The organism is Ewingella sp. AOP9-I1-14 (assembly GCF_052375995.1).
GTDB classification, from domain to species: Bacteria; Pseudomonadota; Gammaproteobacteria; order Enterobacterales; family Enterobacteriaceae; genus Ewingella; species Ewingella allii.
On sequence record NZ_JBQSVA010000004.1, the window covers coordinates 327761 to 350500 of the forward strand.

The following is a 22740-nucleotide window of genomic DNA, read 5'->3' on the forward strand; positions in this document are numbered from 1 at the left end:
TCGTTGGGGGTGCAGGTAGGACTATGTTAGCCGTTGGCGGAGGAATTGATAAGTCACGAAGGGGTCGAGAGTAGAATGGTCGCTCACAAAGTCAGCGAAATACCGGTTTATCGGAATAATGCCCGCTAAACCGGCGAATTTCAGAGCAGCGAATGGCGGTTTATCTGCCACTGCAGCCCATTACAGATAAGAGACGAAAGCGCTGCTGTCGGCCGGGATCACCTGAGTGCTGGACTTCAGCTGCGGCGTGCCGAGGTAGAGGAAGCCGACGATTTTGTCGGTTGGTCCACATTTGAACGCGGCGCGAACGTCTGGGTGATCGGTCCACGCGCCGGTGCGCCAGATGCCGTTAAAGCCCTGAGCCAGCGCGGCCATTTGCATCGCCTGCACCGCACAGCCCGCAGAAACCACCTGCTCCCACTCTGGCACTTTGGCGCTCTCTTTGCAGTTGGCGATAATGGTGATGATTTGCGGCGCACGCAGCGGTGCCTGAGTGGCCTTTTCAATCGCCTTCTCATCGGCACCGTCTTTGATGGCGGCGGCGCGCAGCAGTTCGCTAAAGCGCGTCAGGCCGTCGTTTTCGGCGATAACAAACTTCCACGGCTGCAAGGCTCCGTGGTCAGGGGCGCGCATACCCGCATTAATGATGTTTTGCAGTGCCTCGCCCGCCGGGGCTGGAGCCGCCAAGCGTGAAGCCGAACGGCGATTCAACAATAAGTCTAGAGCGTCCATTTAAATCTCCCTAAGCGCTTTTGATAATGATAGTCATTTACCTAACGTTAACATAAGCAGTCAGCCTTTTGCTAACCACAGATTTCGCCATAGCACCGCGTGATTACTGCCCCTTTGCCAAATTCTGACATGATTTAAAGCTGACATTTCTCCGGCGGGTCATTAGGATAGCGATACTTTTCCCGTCTTGTTGGAGAGACCATGCGCACATTGTGGCGAATAATCGCCGGTTTTTTTAAGTGGACCTGGCGTCTTCTTAATTTCGTCAGAGAGTTCATCCTCAACGTATTCCTCATCCTGCTCATTTTGCTGTGTGTCGGAGTCTATTTCTCATTCCAATCCAAACCTGCGGATACCACCACTAAGGGTGCCCTGCTGGTTGATTTAAGTGGAACCGTGGTGGATAAGCCGTCGGTGAACAACAAGGTTCGCCAGTGGGGACGCGAGCTGCTGGGTACTTCCAGCAACCGCCTACAGGAAAACTCACTGTTTGATTTGGTCGACACCATTCGTCAGGCCAAAGATGACAAAAACATCACCGGCATGGTGCTGCAACTGAGTGATTTCACCGGCACTGACCAGACGTCGCTGAACTACATCGGTAAAGCCCTGCGCGAATTCCGCGACAGCGGCAAGCCGATTTACGCCATCAATGATAGCTATGACCAGTCGCAATACTATCTGGCGAGTTATGCCAACAAGATCTACCTGTCGCCACAGGGCGCGGTGGATTTACACGGTTTCGCCACCAATAACCTCTATTACAAGTCACTGCTCGACAAACTGAAGGTCACCACCAATATCTTCCGCGTGGGGACCTACAAGTCGGCGGTTGAGCCGTTGATTCGCGATGACATGTCCCCTGCCGCGCGTGAAGCCGACAGCCGTTGGATTGGCGCACTGTGGAACAACTACCTCAATACCGTGTCGGCTAACCGCCAAATCACCCCTGAGCAGCTGTTCCCTGGCGCGGCTGGCGTTCTGGCCGGTATGCAGCAGACCGGCGGCGATATGGCGCAATACGCGCTGAAAGCTAAGCTGGTTGATACTCTGGCTTCGCGCAATGAAGCGGATAACGACATGGTGAAAGCCTTTGGCTGGAACAAGCAGGCCAAAGACTTTAACTACACCAGCATCTACGACTACTCCACCAAGTCGAAGCCGGATAATAACGATCCGCAAATCGCGGTTATCTTCGCTAACGGCGCAATTAACGACGGTGAAGAGCAAGCCGGTGCAGTGGGTGGCGACACCACCGCCCAGCAAATTCGCGATGCGCGCCTTGATCCAAAAATCAAAGCTATCGTGTTCCGCGTAAACAGCCCGGGCGGCAGCGTCAGCGCCTCTGAAGTGATCCGCTCTGAACTGGCAGCAGCGCGCGCGGCGGGCAAACCTGTGGTGGTTTCCATGGGTGGCATGGCGGCATCGGGAGGCTACTGGATCTCAACGCCGGCGAACTACATTATTGCCAGCCCAAGCACGCTGACCGGCTCGATCGGTATTTTCGGGGTGATCAACACCTACCAAAACACCCTCGACAACTTTGGCGTGCATACCGACGGCGTGGCGACATCGCCGCTGGCCGACGTTGCCGCGACCAAAGCCCTGCCACCGGAGTTCTCGCAGATGATGCAGTTGAACATCGAGAACGGCTACAAAACCTTCATCGGTTTAGTGGCAAAAGCGCGTAATAAAACCCCTGAGCAGATCGACCAGATTGCCCAAGGCCACGTCTGGATTGGTTCTGATGCCAAAAATGACGGTCTGGTGGACCAACTGGGTGATTTCGATGATGCCGTGAAGAAAGCCGCCGAGCTGGCGAAACTGCCAAAATGGCAGCTGAACTGGTACGTCAACGAGCCAAGCTTCACCGATCTGGTGTTTTCACAGGTGAGCGCCTCGGCGCACGCCATGCTGCCAGCGGCGGTTCAGGCTTACCTGCCTGCGCCGGTGACCAAAATGGCGCTGGAGTTGAAATCTCAGGCTGATTTGTTCAATAACATGAACGATCCGCAAAACCGCTACGCGCTGTGCCTGACCTGCGGCGACGTGAAATAAGTTTCTCCTCGCCCTGCCAAAAGCCCGTGCTTAACCGCCGGGCTTTTTTATTTTTGAGACAAACACCTTGTTGCCCTTATACTTCCAGCCATCGCGTTTTGTATTTCTGAAAAGCTCTATATTCCGAAAGCAATCTTTCTAAAAAAACAAAGAATCCTGTCATGACCAAAAAATCAATTTATGTCGCCTACACCGGCGGTACCATCGGTATGCAACGCTCTGAAAACGGCTATATCCCGGTCTCCGGCCACCTGCAGCGCCAGCTGGCGCTGATGCCTGAGTTCCACCGCCCGGAGATGCCTGAGTTCACTATTCAAGAATACGCGCCGCTGATGGACTCCTCCGATATGACGCCGGAAGACTGGCAGCACATCGCCGACGATATCTTGGCGCATTACGATGAGTACGACGGGTTTGTTATCCTGCACGGCACGGATACCATGGCGTTCACCGCCTCGGCGCTCTCCTTTATGCTGGAGAACCTCGGCAAGCCGGTCATTGTGACAGGGTCACAAATCCCGCTGGAAGCTCTGCGCTCTGACGGGCAAATTAACCTGCTGAATTCGCTCTATATTGCGGCGAACCATCCGGTGAACGAAGTCTCGCTGTTCTTCAACAATCGCCTGTATCGCGGCAACCGCAGCACCAAGGCCCATGCCGACGGCTTCGACGCCTTTGCGTCGCCAAATCTTGCGCCGCTGCTGGAGGCCGGGATCCACATTCGCCGTCTGTCTACGCCTTCTATCCCGCCCGCCACTGGCCCGCTGAAGGTGCATGACATCACACCACAGCCGATTGGCGTGGTGACGATTTATCCGGGGATCTCTGCCGAAGTGGTAGAAAACTTCCTGATGCAGCCGGTTAAGGCCTTGATCCTGCGCTCCTACGGCGTGGGTAATGCGCCGCAGAAAGGCGACTTGCTGAAAGTGCTGAAAGACGCCTCCGAGCGCGGCATCGTGGTGGTTAACCTCACCCAGTGTATCTCCGGCCGTGTGGATATGGGTGGCTATGCCACCGGCAACGCGCTGGCGCACTCCGGCGTGATCAGCGGCTTTGATATGACCGTGGAAGCCACGCTGACCAAACTGCATTACTTGCTGAGCCAGCCGCTGTCGGCTGAGGAAATCCGTGTCTTGATGCAGCAAAACCTGCGCGGTGAACTGACCGAATAACAGGAGCGCCCGATGAAATCCGCATTATTGTTGATCGACCTGCAAAATGATTTCTGCCCCGGCGGCGCGCTGGCGGTGCAGGAAGGCGATGCCACGATTAGCGTGGCGAATCAGGCTATTGAGACCTGTAAGTCACAGGGCATTGCCGTGGTGGCGTCGCAGGACTGGCACCCGCAGGCCCACGGCAGCTTTGCCATAAACGCCAATGAAGAGCCGTGGACGCTGGGTGAACTCGACGGCCTGCCGCAGGTGTGGTGGCCGGTACACTGCGTCCAGGGCCAGCGCGGCACGGAATTCCACCCGCAGCTTGATAGCCAGCAATTCGATCACGTGGTGCGCAAAGGTCAAAACGTCGCTATCGATAGCTATAGCGCGTTTTTCGATAATGCTCATCGCGCCGCCACCGGATTACACCAATGGTTGCAAGAAAAGCAGGTGCAACGCCTGATTGTCATGGGACTAGCGACGGATTACTGCGTCAAGTTTACCGTGCTGGACGCGCTAGAGCTGGGGTATAAGGTTGAGTTGCTGGTCGAAGGCTGCCGAGGGGTGAATCTTAACCCGCAGGATAGCCAGCAGGCGATTGATGAGATGCAGCAGGCCGGGGCTGAGCTTATTACCCTCGCTGATCTGAGCTAATACCTCTGACCACCAGACATGACAAAGGGCGCATTTGCGCCCTTTTCTTATTGCTCATAGTGCTGCGCGCTTATTCCGGTTTGATGCGGATTAAGGCTTCCTGAGCAAACTGCTGCTTCAGCTCCTGCTTGCTCTTGGTGACGATTTGGCCGTCAGTGCCAATGCTCATGTGCTGGGCATCGGTGTTGTGGCGGGCCTGATAGAGCATCACCATTTGCAGACTGTTCTCTTTCTGCTCCGGCGTCAGCTTCACGCCGTCCGGCCACTTCCCCAATTCCACGGCTTGCGCCAGTCGCTGGTAAATCTCCGGCGTCATCACGCCGACCAAATCATTAATTTCCATCAACCGCTCTCTCGTCTTGGCTAATTATTCATCGGGTGGTGAATAATGGCTGAATCGATTTTGTCGTTTAAATTACACCGCAGCTTTAACGGGTGTTTATCCCACCATTTAGCCCGCTGTTTTGTCGCCGTTTTCACCATCGATAAAGCTCATCGAGGCCGAGTTTACACAGTAACGGTCACCGGTTGGCTCTGGGCCGTCTGGAAAAACGTGCCCCAAATGGGCGTCGCAGTTGGAGCAGCGGATTTCCACCCTTTCCATATTGTGAGAATTATCAGTAAGATACGTGATGGCGTCATGGGTCACTGGCTGGTAGAAACTCGGCCAGCCGCAGCCGGAGTCATATTTGGTATCGGAGTAGAAAAGTGGCGAATTGCACACCAGACAGTGATAGATCCCATCACGTTTATTGTGCAGTAATTTACCGGTATACGGGCGTTCGGTACCGCGCTCTTGCGTCACATAATGCTGGATTTCAGTGAGTTGTACTGAAGAAGATGGATCTTTGGATTCATTGGCCATGGTTGTCATTCTCTGCCAGATAGGAAAATCAACTAAAATAACAGCTTATTATAACAATAAATTAACAACGAGTCTGCACGTTTTGGCTTAAACTGTATGCCATCGGCGTTGGGCCAAAGGGCAATGTGATACAGATCACATATTTGTACTCGATGCACTTTATATTCGGCGAAACGGCCCCCATGTCTTTTCTAGCCGATTAGAAAACGGAATGTGCAATATCCGAGCAAAAGTGAGTCTGAGCTTTGACTTACAGCAAGTATTGACACGATTCCGCTTGACGCTTAGGAAGGTTTTTGTAATTTTACAACCAACCTTTTATTCACTAAATAATAGCTGGTGGAATATATGACTATCAAAGTAGGTATCAACGGTTTTGGCCGTATCGGTCGCATTGTTTTTCGTGCTGCTCAAGAACGTTCTGACATCGAGATCGTAGCAATCAACGATCTGTTAGACGCTGACTACATGGCATACATGCTGAAGTACGACTCAACCCACGGCCGTTTCGACGGTACCGTTGAAGTTAAAGACGGTCATCTGGTTGTAAATGGCAAAACCATCCGTGTTACTGCTGAGCGTGATCCAGCTAACCTGAAATGGAACGAAGTTAACGTTGACGTTGTTGCTGAAGCAACCGGTCTATTCCTGACCGACGAAACTGCACGTAAACACATCGCAGCTGGCGCTAAGAAAGTTGTTCTGACTGGTCCATCTAAAGATGACACCCCAATGTTCGTTATGGGCGTTAACCATAAAGAATACGCAGGTCAGGAAATCGTTTCTAACGCTTCTTGTACTACTAACTGCCTGGCACCACTGGCTAAAGTTATCAACGACAAGTTCGGTATCGTTGAAGCGCTGATGACCACTGTTCACGCAACTACCGCTACTCAGAAAACCGTTGATGGCCCGTCTCACAAAGACTGGCGCGGCGGCCGCGGCGCATCTCAGAACATCATCCCTTCTTCTACCGGTGCAGCTAAAGCTGTAGGTAAAGTTATCCCTGCTCTGAACGGCAAACTGACTGGTATGGCGTTCCGCGTTCCAACCACCAACGTTTCTGTTGTTGACCTGACTGCACGTCTGGAAAAACCAGCTTCTTACAAAGAAATTTGTGAAGCGATCAAAGCCGCTGCTGAAGGCGAGCTGAAAGGCGTTCTGGGCTACACCGAAGATGAAGTGGTTTCTACCGATTTCAACGGCGAAAAACTGACTTCAGTATTCGATGCTAAAGCAGGTATCGCTCTGAACGACAACTTTGTGAAACTGGTTTCTTGGTACGATAACGAAACTGGCTACTCAAACAAAGTTCTGGACCTGATTTCTCATATCTCCAAATAATTGGCTGATGTGAAGAAATGATTGAAGGGCGACGCTAAGTCGCCCTTTTGCTTTCTGCCGATCAAGGATTCAACTCATGACCGCAAAACTCTTTACTCTACCCGTCTTAAAACAAATCACGCCGGCAATCAGCCAGCGTCAGATTGATGAATTACCGGTTCTGGTTATCACCCATCCTAAATTACGCGCAGCCATCACCTTACAAGGTGCTCATTTGGTGGCGTGGCAGCCTGAAGGCGAAGAACCTATTATCTGGCTGAGCAAAGAAACCGCGTTCAAGCCTGGCGTGGCTATTCGCGGCGGCGTGCCAATCTGCTGGCCTTGGTTCGGCCCGGCGGGTAAACCTTCGCACGGCTTTGCGCGCAATTTGGCGTGGGAACTGACTTCTTATAGTGAAAATGAGCAAGGCGTCGAGCTGGCTCTGACGTTGAAAGACAGCGCAGAAACCCGCGAACTCTGGCCACACGAGTTCCAGCTGACCGCCAAATTTACCCTCGGCGAGACCTGTCACATTGAGCTGGAGTCCACCGGTGATTTCGAAACCACCAGCGCCCTGCACGCCTACTTCAACATTGGCGACATCGACAAAGTAAAAGTGGCCGGCCTCGGCCAGCCTTTCATCGACAAAGTGAATGGCGGGAAAGAATCTGAGCTGCAGGGCGATTTGACCTTCAACGGCCAAGTTGACCGCATCTTCACCCAGCCACAGACCACCAGCCTGATCGTGGATTCAGCATTCAACCGCTCGCTGGTGGTAGAACATCACCACAATAGCGACGTGATTGCCTGGAACCCGGGTGTGGAATTGTCCACCAGCATGAAAGATATGGCGGATGACAGCTACAAGACCATGGTGTGTGTGGAAACCGGCTGCGTCACGCAGGCGCAGAAGAGCACCGCGTCTAAACCAGCCAAACTGGCTGTAACTATTAGTAAAAAATAGTGCCCTGACTTTTTGTCGCACTGCAGATGTGCAAATGGGGCGAATCGCCCCATTTTGTAGCAAACTACGCCCCATTTTGGGGCGTGTCTGTTTTTAGAAGCTGTAAGTCACGCCAGTCCACAACATCCCTGAGTAGGATTTATCGACCATCGGGCTGTCTTTCACTTCGCTATCCAGACGGATGTAACGGCCCATGAAGAAGGCCTGCCAGTCTTTGTTGAAGTTATATTTGGCAGACAACTCCAAATACGGGCTGAAGCTGTCATCCGGCGAGTAGCTGCTCAGGCCGCTACGGCGTGATTCGTTGCTGTTAATACCGTAGTAGTATTGGTTTTCGTTACTGCTGCTCCACTGCACACCAATACCCGGTACCAGCGCCCAATTGTCCTGGTGGAAGGTGTAGAGGTAAGCCAGATCAGCCACCATGCCATCACTGTTATCCAGCACGTCGCCGTTGAAGGTGGTACGGATAGTACCCCAGTCTTCGATATGTGAATAAGCCAGACCCGCCATCAATGTCCCACGGCGTTTATCTAAACGCTTCATCTGGGAATCATCAGAATCGTCAGGCTTAAAGCCGAACGGAATGTAAGTCGCGGTCAGGCTGAATTTGTTCTGATCGTCTTTCCACAGGTAATAACCGGCAGTCAGCGTGTGGAAATAAAAATCATCGCCTTCATAACTGATGATCGGAACTGGGAGAACTTTAGTGTCATACCCTTTATACGGATTTACGTCGACTAATGCTGATGCACCCAGCGACCATGTCCCCGCCGCAGCGGCGTGGCTAAACAGGACGGCTGCGGTTGCGATGGACAATGTTTTGAAATGCGAAATTTTCATTGTTATTAATTCCCTTAATTTAAAAACCGCCAGTAGTGTAAGCGAAGAATAATCGCTTCGCTTAGCATTTACAGTTGTCGTGAATAACTTACGCAGAAAAACCAAGGCGATCGCATAATTTATATGCAAAGTATGAAATAAAAATGACTAAACGCGAGGCATTACCCGCGCAGCCCACGTCCTACAAGGCTTCAAAGTAGAATGCCCTGAAGTGAGTCATTGATATGTCTTAAAAAATGGGATCTGAGGAGAGGAAATTTTTGTAATGCCAAACTACGCTTATTTATAGATGAAAGACTTCATCTGAGGCACTTCCCGACCCGCTGGTTCACGGCAGTCGCAATAATTTAAATCTGTTCGTGTGAAAAATGGGTTTCTGCAAGTTGGCATAAGGGTTGCTGCACTGAGATGGAGAGCTTTTTTCCGGGAGCTGTTTTTGATTTCCAACGCTCTCATTAACCTGTGCTATATCCAACGTCATTGAAGTCTCGGTTTCAATTGCCGCGGATAAATTAACGAAGGACGGGCAACGTATGAACATATTTGACCATTATCGCCAGCGTTATGAAGCTGCCAAGGACGAAGAGTTCACACTTCAGGAATTCCTTACCATTGCGAAGCAAGACAAAAGTGCTTACGTCAATGCCGCGGAACGCCTGTTGATGGCGATCGGTGAACCAGTGATGGTAGACACCGCGCTAGAACCACGCCTGTCGCGTTTATTCTCCAACCGGGTTGTTGCTCGTTACCCCGCGTTCGAAGAGTTTTACGGTATGGAAGAAGCTATCGAACAGATCGTTTCCTACCTAAAACATGCCGCTCAAGGTTTGGAAGAAAAGAAACAAATCCTCTATTTATTAGGCCCGGTGGGGGGTGGTAAATCCTCCCTCGCAGAACGGCTGAAAGCGCTGATGCAGCGCGTGCCTATCTACGTTCTGAGTGCCAACGGCGAGCGCAGCCCGGTGAATGATCACCCGCTGTGCCTGTTCAATCCGCAAGAAGATGCGACCATTCTTGAAAAAGAATACAACATCCCGACTCGCTATCTCGGCACCATCATGTCGCCGTGGGCCGCCAAACGCCTGCACGAATTCGGCGGTGATATCACCAAATTCAGAGTGGTCAAAGTCTGGCCATCCATTCTCGAACAAATTGCTATCGCCAAAACTGAACCTGGCGATGAGAACAACCAGGACATCTCCGCGCTGGTGGGTAAAGTGGACATCCGTAAGCTGGAAAACCACGCGCAAAACGACCCCGACGCCTATGGCTATTCCGGTGCTTTGTGCCGCGCTAACCAGGGTGTGATGGAATTCGTAGAGATGTTCAAAGCGCCAATCAAAGTGCTGCACCCGTTACTGACTGCCACGCAGGAAGGTAACTATAACGGCACCGAAGGCATCTCCGCCCTGCCGTTCAACGGCATCATTTTGGCTCACTCCAACGAGTCAGAATGGGTGACATTCCGCAACAATAAGAACAATGAGGCGTTCCTCGACCGCGTTTATATTGTCAAAGTACCTTATTGCCTACGGGTATCCGAAGAGATCAAGATTTACGACAAGCTGTTGAGCAACAGTGAGCTGGTGCACGCCCCTTGCGCGCCGGGAACGCTGGAAACGCTGGCGCGCTTCTCGATTCTGTCTCGCCTGAAAGTGCCTGAAAACTCGAGCAGTTACTCGAAAATGCGCGTCTATGATGGTGAAAGCCTGAAAGATACCGACCCGAAAGCCAAGTCTTATCAGGAATACCGTGACTACGCCGGTGTGGATGAAGGGATGAACGGCCTGTCGACACGCTTTGCGTTTAAAATCCTGTCGCGCGTCTTTAACTTCGACCACGCGGAAGTCGCCGCTAACCCGGTCCACCTGTTCTATGTCCTTGAGCAGCAGATTGAGCGCGAGCAGTTCCCGCAGGACGTGGCCGAGAAATACCTTGAGCACCTGAAAGGCTACCTGATCCCGAAATACGCTGAGTTTATCGGCAAAGAGATACAGACGGCTTACCTTGAGTCCTACTCGGAATACGGACAGAACATTTTCGACCGTTATGTCACCTATGCCGACTTCTGGATCCAAGATCAGGAGTATCGCGACCCGGATACCGGCCAACTGTTTGACCGCGAGTCACTGAATGCCGAACTGGAGAAAATCGAAAAACCAGCCGGGATCAGTAACCCGAAAGACTTCCGTAACGAGATAGTCAACTTCGTGTTGCGCGCCAGAGCACAGAACAGCGGCCGTAATCCGAACTGGACCAGCTACGAGAAACTGCGCACGGTTATCGAGAAAAAAATGTTCTCGAATACTGAGGAATTACTGCCGGTTATCTCATTCAATGCCAAAACGTCGACCGATGAACAGAAAAAACACGATGACTTTGTCGACCGAATGATGGAGAAAGGATATACACGCAAGCAGGTTCGCCTGTTGTGTGAATGGTATCTGCGCGTGAGAAAATCTTCGTAACAGAGGATCGTTGGCAACGTCGTTTGGGGGAAATATGACGTACTTTATTGACCGTCGACTGAATGGCAAGAATAAAAGCGCGGTTAACCGCCAGCGCTTTTTACGCCGCTATAAGTCGCAAATCAAACAGTCGATTGCCGAGGCCATCAACAAGCGTTCGGTTACCGACGTAAACAGCGGGGAGTCCGTTTCGATCCCCAATGAAGATATCAACGAGCCTATGTTTCATCAGGGTCGCGGCGGCTTGCGCCACCGCGTTCACCCCGGCAACGATCACTTTGTGCAGAATGACCGCATCGAACGACCGCAAGGGGGCGGTGGCGGCGGCAGCGGCCAAGGTGACGCCAGCAAGGACGGTGAAGGCCAGGATGAGTTCTCCTTCCAGATTTCGAAAGACGAGTATCTTGACCTGTTGTTCGAAGACTTAGCCCTGCCGAATTTGCAGAAAAACCAGTTCCGGCAGATGACCGAGTACAAAACGCACCGCGCGGGTTTTACCTCAAACGGTGTCCCGGCCAATATCAGTGTTGTTCGCTCTTTGCAGAACTCCCTCGCCCGCCGCACGGCGATGACCGCAGGGAAAAAACGGGAGTTGCGCGAGCTGGAGTCCACGCTGACGGAAGTCGAAAACAGCGAGCCCGCGCAACTGTTAGAAGAAGAACGGCTGCGCAAGGAGATTGCGGAGTTACGGCAGAAAATCGCCAGAACGCCGTTCATCGATACCTTTGATTTACGCTACAAGAACTACGAGCGGCGCCCTGAGCCTTCCAGCCAGGCGGTGATGTTCTGCTTGATGGACGTCTCCGGCTCCATGGATCAGGCGACCAAAGATATGGCCAAGCGTTTCTATATTCTGCTCTATCTGTTCCTGAGCAGAACCTATAAAAACGTCGATGTAGTCTATATCCGCCACCATACTCAGGCCAAAGAAGTGGATGAACAGGAGTTTTTCTACTCGCAGGAGACTGGCGGGACTATTGTATCCAGCGCGTTGAAGTTAATGGACGAAGTTATTCAGGAGCGTTACGACCCGGCGGCGTGGAATATTTACGCAGCGCAGGCGTCTGACGGCGATAACTGGGCCGATGACTCACCGCTGTGCCACCAAATATTGGCACAGAAGCTGCTACCTATGGTGCGTTATTATAGTTATATCGAGATAACCCGGCGGGCTCATCAAACGCTGTGGCGCGAATATGAAGTATTGCAGCAGAAGTTTGGTAATTTCGCCATGCAACATATTCGCGAGCCGGAGGATATTTACCCGGTATTCCGCGAGCTGTTCCATAAGCAAGTTCAAGAAAATTAAGCGCGTTATACTTAAGCTGCCTAATAAAACGGCCAGTTAATTGATTTAACTGGCCGTTTTCTATTTCGCCTAACCGTTAAAAATATAATGACTTAACTGATACTTGGCAGAATAATAGCGGCCAAAATGCCAATCATCACCAACCATTTCAACGAATAATAGGTTTTACGGCTACGCGCTTTTAAGGCCTGCCCGCCGTTACGCAATGCATAGACATACTTGAATATCTTATTAATAAAACCGGTGCGGTCCTGCTCATCGTTAGGCGAACTGGCGGCTGACATCAGCGTGCTGCCAACCCAATGGTTAACGCGCTGCGCCCACGGCCACTTCATTTTGCGCTCTACGTCGCAGAAAAGAATAATGCGCGTTTCGTCAGTCTTGTTTTCCGCCCAGTGAACAAAGGTTTCATCGAAAATCACCGGTTGGCCGTCGCGCCAGCTGTGCTTGATGCCGTCCACCTCGATAAAGCAGCGGTCATCATTTGGCGTCATCAGGCCAAGGTGATAACGCACGGAACCGGCATAGGGGTCACGGTGTTTACCCAAATAGCTGCCCGACGGCAACTCGGCGAACATCGCGGCTTTAACAGAAGGAATGCTGTTTAACAGTTCCACCGTCTTCGGGCAGAGGTTTTCCGCCGACGGATGGCTGTCGCCGTACCACTTCAAATAGAAGCGTTTCCAGCCGCGTTTAAAGAAAGTATTAAAGCCTGCGTCGTTATTGGTCTGTGCTGCTTTAATATGGTCTTGCAGGCGCACGGCCTCATCACGAATAGTTTGCCAGTTATCGGTTAAACGCTGTAATTCCGGGAAATCTTCCGCCGGGAAATAAGGTTTCGATGGCAGTGCAGAAAAGCCGGTCATAAACATATTTACCGGCCCCATAAAAGTCGAGTGATCGAGTAGTTGGCGCGAAAACTTCTGTTTAACCTTGCCGCGCGAATGCGCATAAATAAAGCTAATCACAAAAATGGTAAGAATAATAATGGCCGTCATAGGGTCCATCCTCTACGAATTATAAATATGACCATATTATAAATCAGATTTATTCTAAATTTGTAGTTACAATTTTATGCTATTTGTGCCTTTTAGGTACAGTTCCTAATGAGTTTAAACAGTAATTAAACCAGCTGTTGTTTTCTGAGATAAGCCGCACTCGCAATCAAATAAACCCAGTTATTACATGGGTATTTGCGGCTATTATTGGAAGTTAGCCTGATTGCAGATAATAAAAAAGCCAGTCGATTGCTCCGCTGGCTTTTAAAACTCAAACTATTAACGACTTAATAAACTGGGGTAGCTTATTAATAGCGAACTTATAAGCCGTAAACCAAATTGATTGAGGTCACAGTGTCGGTTTTATCCGGCGCACTGGCTGGTGGTTTGGTGTTGTAAGTCACGTCGTAAGCCAGTTTCAGAGAAAAATGATTGTTGATAGCAACCGTCAACGCCGTCTCTGAGTTATAGGTGGTTTCGTCGTTCGCTAAGACAGACAGGCCTTGGGTAAATTTAGCCGTGTCGCTGATTTTGTAGCTGTAAGCGCCAGATGCGTAAGCCAAAGCACGAGTCGAGTTACCGCCCTGCTCGAACTCATCGTGACGAACACCCGGACCGGCTTCCAGGTTCAGCGTGTGTACCGGACCACTCCAGATCTGACGACCGTAACCGACTGCACCGACATCGCGCGCGCGATAGCCGTTATAGCGGTCACTCAGCCAGCTGCCCTGACCGAACACATAATTATTGTCATCCAGGTTGTAGCGGCTACGCGCGCCAGCCTGATATTTCTCGGATGAACGCACACCGGAAGAAGAAGTGTTGCGTGCTGAACCCCAGATACTGTTAGCAGTATTGGTGTTGAACCACGTCATGGTGGTGTCAGCGCTCAGAGATGAGTTAGTGGTGTTACCGGTTTGCGCGGTATAACCCGCCTGAATATTGCCTTCAAACGGCTTTTTCGCCGTAGCAGGATCGTCCAGCGCGGTGAAAATAGTGGTGTCTGCCAAACTTGAAATACTGAACAGCGCAGCTCCGCAAACTACCGCGCAAGCTGGTAAACGACGAACAACCCGAAAAAACATTTTGCTTCCCCAATCGACTTAAGGCAAATAGTACAAGGTGGCCCAAGATGATTTAACTCTGGATCCCCTACACATTGAGATAACTGCATATCGAAATAATTTTGCCGTTCATTTAGGTCCTTTAAGCAAACCTGGCAATTCCCTTCAATAGCGCACGAACTGATACATACTGGTTAAACCCGCAACGAATATACAGCACATAGTGGCTAATATCCTTTTTTAACCGGACTTTTTAGAGTGTTCCGAGTGACAAATATTTCCTGAAATAGAACCAAACGTAATCATTACAATTTGTTTCCATATTCTGAGCTTGCGCCCTTGAAAATTGTTTTAACCCGTTTCCCATTTTGGGCGCTCAACGTTTTCCACCCCAAGACTGCACAGATTTCGGCCGAACCGGATGCGCTATCTTGTCCTTTTGAACGAGGCGAGTTAGCTTTAGACCTGTTGAAAATATCTTATTGCGCCGCGAGTTCCTCGACGGCTGCCTTCAGGAGGAGTGGTCATGGCTTTACAACAAGAAATCATTCAGGCTTTGCACGTCAAACCGCAAATAGACGCGGCACAAGAAGTTCGCACCAGCGTCGATTTTCTAAAAAGTTATTTGCTGGCCCATCCCTTTATTAAATCTTTGGTACTGGGCATCAGCGGCGGGCAGGATTCTACTCTTACCGGTAAACTTTGCCAAACGGCAATTAGTGAATTACGTGCGGAAACCTCAGATGAGAGCTATCAGTTCATCGCCGTGCGTCTGCCTTATGGCGTGCAGGCCGATGAATCAGACTGCATTGACGCCATCGACTTTATCAAACCCGATCAGGTATTGACGGTAAATATCAAAAATGCGGTATTAGCCAGCGAAGCGACTCTGCGCGAAATCGGTATCGAATTAAGCGATTTCATCAAAGGGAATGAGAAGGCGCGTGAACGTATGAAGGCGCAATACAGCATCGCCGGGATGAAAAAAGGCGTGGTGGTCGGCACCGACCACGCGGCAGAGGCCGTGACCGGCTTCTTCACCAAGTACGGCGACGGCGGCACTGACATCAACCCTATCTTCCGCCTGAACAAGCGTCAGGGCAAAGCCCTGCTCAAGCACCTCGGCTGCCCAGAGCATCTTTATACCAAAGCCCCGACCGCCGATTTGGAAGAGAACCGCCCTTCGCTGCCGGACGAAGTCGCGCTGGGCGTCACCTATGAGCTGATTGACGACTATCTGGAAGGCAAAACCATTGACCAGAAAGCCGCATCAACCATCGAGGGCTGGTATCTGCGCACCGAGCATAAACGCCAGCCGCCGGTTACCGTGTTTGATGATTTCTGGAAAAAGAAATAAGACTTCTATTACGACCAACCCTCTGACGGGCACCCCAGGGTGTCCGTTTTTTTATCCAGCAGTGCCTCTATAATTGTTTAACAATTCCTTTCCATCGCGGGATGAAATCATTACCCTTAGCCTCCCTTCGAACACGGACTGTGATGTTTTATATGCAAAAATTCCTTTTCCTGCTGTTAACGCTGGTCCTGCTTGGACCACTGGGGATTGATCTCTATCTCCCTGCTATCCCGGCGATTGCCAAGGGATTGAACAGCGCAGAAACCATTATCCAATCTTCTATTTCGCTGTTTATTTTAGTGATGGGGCTGGGGCAGCTGATTGCCGGGCCATTGGTTGACCGCTACGGCCGCCGCCCGATCGCCATTATTGGCGTGATCGTCTATTTGGTTGGCGCAATTGTCGCCGCCACGGCGGAGACGGCGTTTATGTTTATGTTCTCCCGCGTGATTCAGGGGCTGGCGGTCTGCTGTACCTCGGTGGTGGTGTTTAGCAGCGTGCGCGACCGAATGAGTGGCGATGACGCGGCCCGCGCCTACGGCTTCCTCAACGGCACGCTGAACATCATTCCGGCGCTGGCGCCGCTGATTGGCGGCCTGATTGCCCAGTTCTTTGGCTGGCGCGCGCCCTTCTGGGCACTATGTGGCTATAGCATACTGATTCTGGCACTGGTGCTGTTCAAACTGCCGGAGACGCGCCCTGCTGACACCCAGTCCGGCGGCCTGCCGTTCAAACAGTACGCCCGGATCTTGTTCAACAAACGCTTCATCACCTTCGCCGCGGTCAACGCCGGAGCGATGGGCATGGCCCTGATCTATGTCTCACTGGCTCCGACGGTGCTGATGAGCCAGGCGGGACTGACGCCGTTCGAGTTTTCGCTGGTCTTCGGCGCAAACGGATTTTGGATCATGGCGGTCAGCTTTATCGCTAACCGTATTATTCAGAAGGTGGGACGCCCGGTCTGTCTGGCTTCCGGCGCGTTGTTGATGTTCGTCGGCTGTGCGGGATTACTGGCGGGCTTAACCCTTATCGCCCCGGAACAGCAGCACGCCACTTGGCTGTATATGCTGCCCGTCGCCAGCGCCTGCGCAGGTTTGGCTTTCCTGATTGGGCCGGCCACCAGCTACGCGCTGGAGCCGTTTTCCAATGAAGCGGGCGTGGCCTCGGCATTGGTGGGTTCTGTACAGATGGCGGGAGGCGCGCTGTTTGGCTTTATCGCCATGGCGTTGCCGCTGCAGCCGAAACTGAGTTTGGCACTGGTGATGCTGGCGGGAGGCTGTCTGGCGCTGTTAGCACGTCGCGCCAGTAAGAAATCTGCGGGCCGCTTGACCCGCCTTGGTTAATAAGAAACTTATGTCACTCGATTCAGTCAACTAACCTGACCGGGACTCTTGGCGCTAAGGCTGACAACAGCTCATAGCCCAGGGTTCCGGCCACGGTCGCCACATCGTCAACCGGCAGGTTGGCTCCCCACAGCTCCACCTTCGACCCTATGGCGGCCTGCGGGCATGGCGTTAGGTCGACCATAATCATATCCATCGACACTGTGCCAACGGTTTGCGTCATCACCCCATCCACCCATACCGGCGTGCCGCTCGGCGCGTGGCGCGGATAACCGTCGGCATAGCCACAGGCGATGATGCCAATGCGCTGCTCGCTCGCCGCGCGATAGCGGCCGCTGTAGCCCACGCGGTCGCCCGCCCGCAACTGCTGGGTGGCGATAATTTCGGTGCTCAGGGTCATCACCGGTTTCAGCCCGCTGTCGGCGATATCCCGCCATTTGCCACTCGGCGACGCGCCGTAGAGAATAATGCCCGGACGGACCCAGTCATAATGGGTTTCGGGGTACCACAGCGTCGCCGCCGAGTTGGCCAGCGATCTTGGGCCTGAGATGTTCTCCCCGGCGGCAAGGATCTGTGTCATCTGCCCCTCGACGCCTTCCGGGCCGTCGGCGTGAGCAAAGTGGCTCATCAGGGTAATTTCGCCGACCTGCGGCAAAGCCTTCAGCGCGTGCCACGCGGCCTCAACCTTTTCCGGCATGAAGCCCAGTCGGTTCATGCCGCTGTTAATCTTCAAATAAACATTGATTGGCGCGCCAGGCTTGGCCTGCTTGATGGCATCAATCTGCCAGTCGCTGTGCACGGCGGTGGTCAGGCGATATTGATCAATCGCCTCGAGATCGGCCGGTGAGAAGAAGCCTTCCAGCAGCAGAATCGGCCCCTGCCAGCCCGACTCGCGCAGCAAAACGGCTTCTTTAAAATCGAGCAAACCAAAGCCGTCAGTGGCCGATAGGCCTTTCAGTACATGCTCAACGCCGTGGCCATAAGCATTGGCTTTGACCACCGACCAGACTTTACTGCGTGGCGCGAAACGGCGGATAACCTGCAAATTATTGGATAACGCAGAAAGTGACAACGTAGCGGAAATCGGACGTGGCATACAGTCTCCAGAGGCGAATCAATGAGCCGGTCTTCCAATAACGCCTGCTGACCGGCTCAACATTGAATGGGCTATTAGCCGATAGGATGCATTTTATGAATGTTTGGATGCGTCGCGGCGAAGTCCGGGCTGTAACGCTCTACGGCTAAATCGTCGGCCGGAATAGCCGGAGTTACGCCGGTGATAATGTCCGACAGCAGCTGGCCGGAGCCACAGGCCATGGTCCACCCGAGCGTACCGTGGCCGGTATTCAGGTAGAGATTTTTCAGGCGCGTTTTACCGACGATCGGCGTGCCGTCTGGGGTCATTGGGCGCAGGCCGGTCCAGAAGGAAGCTTGCTCGACGTTGCCGCCGTTCGGGTAGAGGTCGCGCACCACCATCTCCAGCGTTTCGCGGCGAGCCTTCGCCAGCTGGGTGTTGAAGCCGACGATTTCCGCCATGCCGCCGACGCGAATACGGTCGTCAAAACGGGTGATGGCGATTTTGTAGGTTTCATCCAGCACGGTGGAGAATGGCGCGGAGGCCGGGTCAGTGATTGGAATAGTCAGCGAGTAGCCCTTCAACGGATAGACCGGGATCGAGACTAAATCTTGCAACAGGGCCGTCGAGTAGGAGCCGAAAGCCACTACATAGGCGTCGCCTTTGACCACTTCCGCGCCGCACTGCACGCCAGTGACCTGACCATTTTCCACCAGCAGCTTGTCGACGCTGCGGTTAAATTCAAATACTACGCCCGCCTGACGCGCCATTTCAGCCAGTTGACGAGTAAACAGCTGGCAGTCACCGGTTTCATCATTCGGCAAGCGCAGGCCGCCGGTAAGCTTATGCGCCACCTGAGCCAAAGCAGGTTCAACCGTCGCCAGCTGGCTGGATTCCAGCAGTTGGTAAGGCACGCCCGCCTCTTCCAGCACGGCAATGTCTTTCGACGCACTTTCGAACTGCTGGGCGGTGCGAAACAGCTGTAAAGTTCCGCCCTGACGGCCTTCGTACTGGATGCCGGTCTCTTCGCGCAGCGTTTTCAGGCAATCGCGGCTGTACTCGGCCAGTCTCACCATGCGGCTTTTGTTGGTCTGGTAATGGTCCATGTTGCAGTTACGCAGCATTTGCCACATCCATTTCAGCTGGAAGCTACTGCCGTCGAGGCGGATCGCCAGCGGCGCGTGGCGCTGGAACATCCACTTAATCGCCTTTAATGGCACGCCTGGCGCAGCCCAAGGGGCAGCATAACCGGGAGAGATTTGCCCGGCATTCCCCGCGCTAGTCTCTTCCGCCGGTCCGGCTTGTCTGTCAATGACCGTCACCTGATGTCCGGCCTTTGCCAAATACCAGGCACTGGCAACACCAACCACTCCACTGCCCAAAATAACCACGCGCATACTCGACTCCAATCAAAGGCAATATAAAGCATAATATTCTGTGAGACGGAAACTAACCTGACAGCGGCCAATTGCCAACACCTGCGGCGAAAACCGCGATGGATTTCACAATTATTTATCCTGTATCTACCTCTATTTTTCAACAGTCACATAAAAATAACAATATCCCCCAACCCCGCGCCCTATGCTGTTCAAAGCAGCGGCATATTGCGGCAGTCGCGATAAACCATCACTTTCAGCACGAGCAGTTAACCCGAGATTCTTTTTGTTATTTAAAACCAAACAAAAGGCAATTTTGCAGAACAATCCTCTAAAGATTGAGTTATGGGAAATATTGTCTGACTTCATCGTAGCGATTGACTGTTTTATGCCATAAGCGTTTGATGAAGCTGTCGGCTTGATAGCAATAATTCATGCTTATTAAACCAGCGCTATCTGCATAACCAACAGATTGAGCTACGATTATCTATGGGCGCACAAATTTCGTAATAAACAGTTCTGAATCAAACACTCTGTTGCGTCCGTAACTGAATGAGGGTGCGGCTTATGACGACAAAGACCCAAGATTTTAAAATGGCAGACCAGCGTCTGAGCGATGGACCGGACTGGACGTTTGATCTATTGCAGACCTATCTCGAAGAGATTGACCGGGTCGCGAAGTCTTACCGACTTGATACTTATCCGCATCAAATTGAAGTCATCACCTCCGAACAAATGATGGATGCGTATTCAAGCATTGGCATGCCTATCAACTATACACACTGGTCGTTTGGTAAGAAATTTATCGAAACCGAGCAGCGCTATAAGCAGGGGCAGCAGGGTCTGGCTTACGAAATCGTCATCAACTCCAACCCTTGTATCGCCTATTTGATGGAAGAGAACACCATGACCATGCAAGCGCTGGTGATGGCGCATGCCTGCTATGGGCACAACTCGTTCTTCAAAAATAACTACCTGTTCCGCAGCTGGACCGACGCCAGCTCAATTGTCGATTACCTGCTGTTTGCACGCCGTTACATCAGCCAGTGCGAGGAGCGTTACGGCGTAGAGGAAGTTGAGCGCCTGCTCGACTCTTGCCACGCGTTGATGAATTACGGCGTCGATCGCTACAAGCGCCCGCAGAAAATCTCACTGCAAGAAGAGAAAGCGCGTCAGGAAAGTCGCGAGGCTTACCTGCAAAGTCAGGTTAACTCGCTGTGGAAGACGCTGCCGCGTAAAGACAGCGTGGACGCGCCCGAGCAGGCCCGCCGTTTCCCTTCCGAGCCGCAGGAAAACATTCTCTATTTCATGGAGAAAAATGCCCCGCTGCTCGAACCGTGGCAACGCGAGATCCTGCGCATCGTGCGTAAAATCAGCCAATATTTCTATCCGCAGAAACAGACTCAGGTGATGAACGAGGGCTGGGCGACCTTCTGGCACTACACCATCCTCAATCATCTGTATGACGAAGGTAAAGTGTCGGACAAATTCATTCTGGAATTCCTGCACAGCCACACCAACGTGGTGTTCCAGCCGCCTTATAATAGCCCGTACTACAGCGGCATAAACCCTTACGCGCTGGGCTTCGCCATGTTCCAGGACCTCAAGCGAATCTGTCAGTCGCCAACGGAAGAGGACAGGTATTGGTTCCCGGACATCGCCGGTTCAGACTGGCTCGACACGCTGCATTTTGCGATGCGCGATTTTAAAGACGAAAGCTTTATTAGCCAGTTCTTGTCGCCAAAAGTGATGCGCGACTTCAAGCTGTTTACCGTGCTCGACGATGACCGAAATAATTATCTGGAAATCGCCGCTATTCACAATGAAGAGGGATATCGGGCGATACGCGAGGAGTTATCAGCGCAGTATAACCTGAGCCATCATGAGCCGAATATTCAAGTGTGGAACGTGGATTTGCGCGGCGACCGCTCGCTGACCCTGCGCTATATTCCGCAGGATCGCGCCCCGCTGGATAAAAGCCGTCGCGAAGTGATGAAGCACATTCATCGCCTATGGGGCTTTGACGTGTTTATGGAGCAGTTAAATGAGGACGGCAGCGTCGAGCTTCTTGAACGCTGCCCGCCAAGGCCAGCGCCGCTTTAACGGTTCATCTCATCCACCACTGGCTCTCAGCCAGCAAAAAGGGCGCCTAGGCGCCCTTTTCTTTTACTGCGACTAACTGCTGTCTACAGCGAGATTAGCGTTTCTTGTCGGTCAAATCGCCCGGCATGGTGCTTTGCATGCTGTGCCAAATTTCACCACTTTGGCGGCCATATTCGCGCACGCAGTCAACCACCTGATCGTAGCTCTTCTCTTCGCAAATGCGCGACAGGCGCTGATAAAAGGCAATCGCCAGTTTACGCGCTTCAGAGTTGGAGAAGTAATAACGGCCAACTCGGGTGTATAAACCGCGTAAACCATTAATAATCAAACCATAAATCGGGTTGCCGGAAGCGAAAGCCAAACCACGGAAAATGCCGTAATCCAGCTCCATAAAGGCTTCAGCATTGTCAGAAACTTCATGCGCCTTAGCCAGAACTTGCTGAGTCTCTTCCGGGTTTTTGCGCATCGCGCGGCGGATAAAAATCGTCGCAATGTTGGTGCGAACCGACAACAGGTTATCAATCAACTGCGGGACGCTGGCGTGGTCCAAACGGGCTAGCGTTTCTAGGATATTCAGCCCTGACGTTTCCCAGAAGTTATTCACTTTGGTCGGTTTGCCGTGCTGAATGGTCAGCCAGCCGTCACGCGCAAGCCGTTGTAAAACCTCACGCAATGTGGTGCGCGTCACGCCAATTAACTCTGAAAGTTCGCGTTCGGCGGGAAGAATTGATCCCGGCGGGAAGCGGCTGTTCCAGATACTTTCTATAATGTACTCTTCGGCGAAACCGGCAGGACTCTGCGCCTTAATAACCATGGTGTTTACATTCCGTTTAGGACTTTTATTGGCGATATAATTCTGCTCATCATACCAGACGTAAATGGCATGTTATAGCGGCCTTTCCGAACTTATAGTGAAACTGTGCATAGGCCGTCAAAATTTTCCGATATTTAAGCAGTAATCACCTTATTTATGCAATTTGACTCGCATTGCTGAGTGGAATTACCTAGCCTAGTCAGTTGATTTTGCTGCATTACAAAAATGGAGACGTCC

19 protein-coding genes are annotated in these 22740 nt (G+C 52.1%); 10 read left to right on the top strand and 9 right to left on the bottom strand.

From position 1 onward, the window contains the following. Positions 1-180: 180 nt before the first annotated feature. Positions 181-732, bottom strand: coding sequence for an NAD(P)H nitroreductase (locus ACT3RT_RS14135; RefSeq protein ID WP_353502127.1), 552 nt, complete (start codon positions 730-732; stop codon positions 181-183). A 201-nt stretch (positions 733-933) separates the two neighbouring features. Here ACT3RT_RS14135 and sppA point away from each other — a divergent pair, with 201 nt between their 5' ends. The 3 genes from sppA (at position 934) to pncA (ending at position 4601) form a co-directional block, all read left to right on the top strand. Next, positions 934-2790 carry a signal peptide peptidase SppA gene (gene sppA / locus ACT3RT_RS14140; protein WP_353502128.1) on the top strand — a complete coding sequence of 619 codons (1857 nt, stop codon included), beginning with the start codon at positions 934-936 and terminating at the stop codon, positions 2788-2790. Positions 2791-2951: 161 nt separating this feature from the next. Beyond that, positions 2952-3962, top strand: coding sequence for an asparaginase (ansA, locus tag ACT3RT_RS14145; RefSeq protein WP_353502129.1), 1011 nt, complete (start codon positions 2952-2954; stop codon positions 3960-3962). Between the two features lie 12 nt (positions 3963-3974). Further along, positions 3975-4601 (top strand): bifunctional nicotinamidase/pyrazinamidase, encoded by a 627-nt coding sequence (gene pncA / locus ACT3RT_RS14150; RefSeq protein ID WP_496203200.1) that lies wholly within the window; start codon positions 3975-3977, stop codon positions 4599-4601. 70 nt (positions 4602-4671) lie between these two features. Here the strand turns inward: pncA and ACT3RT_RS14155 are convergent, their stop codons facing one another. Together ACT3RT_RS14155 and msrB are read right to left on the bottom strand one after the other, a co-directional pair. Then, positions 4672-4944, bottom strand: a complete 273-nt coding sequence (locus ACT3RT_RS14155) for a YeaC family protein (RefSeq protein WP_396130637.1) — start codon at positions 4942-4944, stop codon at positions 4672-4674. 108 nt (positions 4945-5052) lie between these two features. Further along, complete coding sequence (gene msrB / locus ACT3RT_RS14160) at positions 5053-5466, bottom strand: peptide-methionine (R)-S-oxide reductase MsrB (RefSeq protein ID WP_353502132.1); 414 nt, start codon at positions 5464-5466, stop codon at positions 5053-5055. A 348-nt stretch (positions 5467-5814) separates the two neighbouring features. Here msrB and gapA point away from each other — a divergent pair, with 348 nt between their 5' ends. Then, positions 5815-6810 (top strand): glyceraldehyde-3-phosphate dehydrogenase, encoded by a 996-nt coding sequence (gene gapA / locus ACT3RT_RS14165; protein ID WP_154147643.1) that lies wholly within the window; start codon positions 5815-5817, stop codon positions 6808-6810. A 76-nt stretch (positions 6811-6886) separates the two neighbouring features. Next, entirely contained in the window at positions 6887-7753 is an 867-nt protein-coding gene (locus tag ACT3RT_RS14170; RefSeq protein WP_496203201.1) for a D-hexose-6-phosphate mutarotase, read from the top strand. Positions 7754-7846: 93 nt separating this feature from the next. On the opposite strand, the gene ACT3RT_RS14175 is transcribed toward ACT3RT_RS14170, so the two are convergent. Continuing rightward, positions 7847-8596 carry a MipA/OmpV family protein gene (locus ACT3RT_RS14175; protein ID WP_353502134.1) on the bottom strand — a complete coding sequence of 250 codons (750 nt, stop codon included), beginning with the start codon at positions 8594-8596 and terminating at the stop codon, positions 7847-7849. Between the two features lie 533 nt (positions 8597-9129). On the opposite strand from ACT3RT_RS14175, the gene yeaG reads away from it, so the two are divergent. After that, the gene (yeaG, locus tag ACT3RT_RS14180) at positions 9130-11064 is read left to right on the top strand and encodes a protein kinase YeaG (protein WP_353502135.1); all 1935 of its coding nucleotides are present in this window, start codon (positions 9130-9132) and stop codon (positions 11062-11064) included. Between the two features lie 34 nt (positions 11065-11098). Then, positions 11099-12373: a YeaH/YhbH family protein gene (locus tag ACT3RT_RS14185; protein ID WP_353502136.1), complete on the top strand. Its 1275-nt coding sequence runs from the start codon at positions 11099-11101 to the stop codon at positions 12371-12373. 92 nt (positions 12374-12465) lie between these two features. Here the strand turns inward: ACT3RT_RS14185 and lpxO are convergent, their stop codons facing one another. Together lpxO and ACT3RT_RS14195 are read right to left on the bottom strand one after the other, a co-directional pair. Next, positions 12466-13371, bottom strand: coding sequence for a lipid A hydroxylase LpxO (gene lpxO / locus ACT3RT_RS14190; RefSeq protein ID WP_353502137.1), 906 nt, complete (start codon positions 13369-13371; stop codon positions 12466-12468). 320 nt (positions 13372-13691) lie between these two features. After that, entirely contained in the window at positions 13692-14456 is a 765-nt protein-coding gene (locus tag ACT3RT_RS14195) for a DUF481 domain-containing protein (protein ID WP_353502138.1), read from the bottom strand. Between the two features lie 505 nt (positions 14457-14961). Here ACT3RT_RS14195 and nadE point away from each other — a divergent pair. Further along, positions 14962-15792 carry an NAD(+) synthase gene (gene nadE / locus ACT3RT_RS14200; RefSeq protein WP_353502139.1) on the top strand — a complete coding sequence of 277 codons (831 nt, stop codon included), beginning with the start codon at positions 14962-14964 and terminating at the stop codon, positions 15790-15792. A 152-nt stretch (positions 15793-15944) separates the two neighbouring features. Beyond that, on the top strand, positions 15945-17135 hold the full coding sequence (locus ACT3RT_RS14205; RefSeq protein ID WP_496203202.1) for a multidrug effflux MFS transporter: 1191 nt from the start codon (positions 15945-15947) through the stop codon (positions 17133-17135). A 22-nt stretch (positions 17136-17157) separates the two neighbouring features. On the opposite strand, the gene dadX is transcribed toward ACT3RT_RS14205, so the two are convergent. Together dadX and ACT3RT_RS14215 are read right to left on the bottom strand one after the other, a co-directional pair. After that, on the bottom strand, positions 17158-18231 hold the full coding sequence (dadX, locus tag ACT3RT_RS14210) for a catabolic alanine racemase DadX (protein ID WP_485900709.1): 1074 nt from the start codon (positions 18229-18231) through the stop codon (positions 17158-17160). A gap of 74 nt (positions 18232-18305) precedes the next feature. Then, positions 18306-19607 carry a D-amino acid dehydrogenase gene (locus tag ACT3RT_RS14215; protein ID WP_485900711.1) on the bottom strand — a complete coding sequence of 434 codons (1302 nt, stop codon included), beginning with the start codon at positions 19605-19607 and terminating at the stop codon, positions 18306-18308. Between the two features lie 546 nt (positions 19608-20153). Here ACT3RT_RS14215 and ACT3RT_RS14220 point away from each other — a divergent pair. Beyond that, positions 20154-21689, top strand: coding sequence for a SpoVR family protein (locus ACT3RT_RS14220; protein WP_353502143.1), 1536 nt, complete (start codon positions 20154-20156; stop codon positions 21687-21689). A 94-nt stretch (positions 21690-21783) separates the two neighbouring features. Here ACT3RT_RS14220 and fadR read toward each other — a convergent pair whose 3' ends face one another. After that, positions 21784-22503 carry a fatty acid metabolism transcriptional regulator FadR gene (gene fadR / locus ACT3RT_RS14225; RefSeq protein WP_353502144.1) on the bottom strand — a complete coding sequence of 240 codons (720 nt, stop codon included), beginning with the start codon at positions 22501-22503 and terminating at the stop codon, positions 21784-21786. Positions 22504-22740: the final 237 nt, after the last annotated feature.

Excerpts from the sequence above, each read along its gene's own strand:
- ACT3RT_RS14185 (WP_353502136.1), top strand. The coding sequence starts at position 11,099 with ATGACGTACTTTATTGACCGTCGACTGAATGGCAAGAATAAAAGCGCG.
- ACT3RT_RS14155 (WP_396130637.1), bottom strand. The coding sequence starts at position 4,944 with ATGGAAATTAATGATTTGGTCGGCGTGATGACGCCGGAGATTTACCAG.
- lpxO (WP_353502137.1), bottom strand. The coding sequence starts at position 13,371 with ATGACGGCCATTATTATTCTTACCATTTTTGTGATTAGCTTTATTTAT.
- gapA (WP_154147643.1), top strand. The coding sequence starts at position 5,815 with ATGACTATCAAAGTAGGTATCAACGGTTTTGGCCGTATCGGTCGCATT.
- ACT3RT_RS14215 (WP_485900711.1), bottom strand. The coding sequence starts at position 19,607 with ATGCGCGTGGTTATTTTGGGCAGTGGAGTGGTTGGTGTTGCCAGTGCC.
- ACT3RT_RS14135 (WP_353502127.1), bottom strand. The coding sequence starts at position 732 with ATGGACGCTCTAGACTTATTGTTGAATCGCCGTTCGGCTTCACGCTTG.
- sppA (WP_353502128.1), top strand. The coding sequence starts at position 934 with ATGCGCACATTGTGGCGAATAATCGCCGGTTTTTTTAAGTGGACCTGG.
- nadE (WP_353502139.1), top strand. The coding sequence starts at position 14,962 with ATGGCTTTACAACAAGAAATCATTCAGGCTTTGCACGTCAAACCGCAA.
- pncA (WP_496203200.1), top strand. The coding sequence starts at position 3,975 with ATGAAATCCGCATTATTGTTGATCGACCTGCAAAATGATTTCTGCCCC.
- ansA (WP_353502129.1), top strand. The coding sequence starts at position 2,952 with ATGACCAAAAAATCAATTTATGTCGCCTACACCGGCGGTACCATCGGT.
- ACT3RT_RS14175 (WP_353502134.1), bottom strand. The coding sequence starts at position 8,596 with ATGAAAATTTCGCATTTCAAAACATTGTCCATCGCAACCGCAGCCGTC.
- ACT3RT_RS14170 (WP_496203201.1), top strand. The coding sequence starts at position 6,887 with ATGACCGCAAAACTCTTTACTCTACCCGTCTTAAAACAAATCACGCCG.
- ACT3RT_RS14220 (WP_353502143.1), top strand. The coding sequence starts at position 20,154 with ATGACGACAAAGACCCAAGATTTTAAAATGGCAGACCAGCGTCTGAGC.
- ACT3RT_RS14195 (WP_353502138.1), bottom strand. The coding sequence starts at position 14,456 with ATGTTTTTTCGGGTTGTTCGTCGTTTACCAGCTTGCGCGGTAGTTTGC.
- ACT3RT_RS14205 (WP_496203202.1), top strand. The coding sequence starts at position 15,945 with ATGCAAAAATTCCTTTTCCTGCTGTTAACGCTGGTCCTGCTTGGACCA.
- fadR (WP_353502144.1), bottom strand. The coding sequence starts at position 22,503 with ATGGTTATTAAGGCGCAGAGTCCTGCCGGTTTCGCCGAAGAGTACATT.
- yeaG (WP_353502135.1), top strand. The coding sequence starts at position 9,130 with ATGAACATATTTGACCATTATCGCCAGCGTTATGAAGCTGCCAAGGAC.
- dadX (WP_485900709.1), bottom strand. The coding sequence starts at position 18,231 with ATGCCACGTCCGATTTCCGCTACGTTGTCACTTTCTGCGTTATCCAAT.
- msrB (WP_353502132.1), bottom strand. The coding sequence starts at position 5,466 with ATGGCCAATGAATCCAAAGATCCATCTTCTTCAGTACAACTCACTGAA.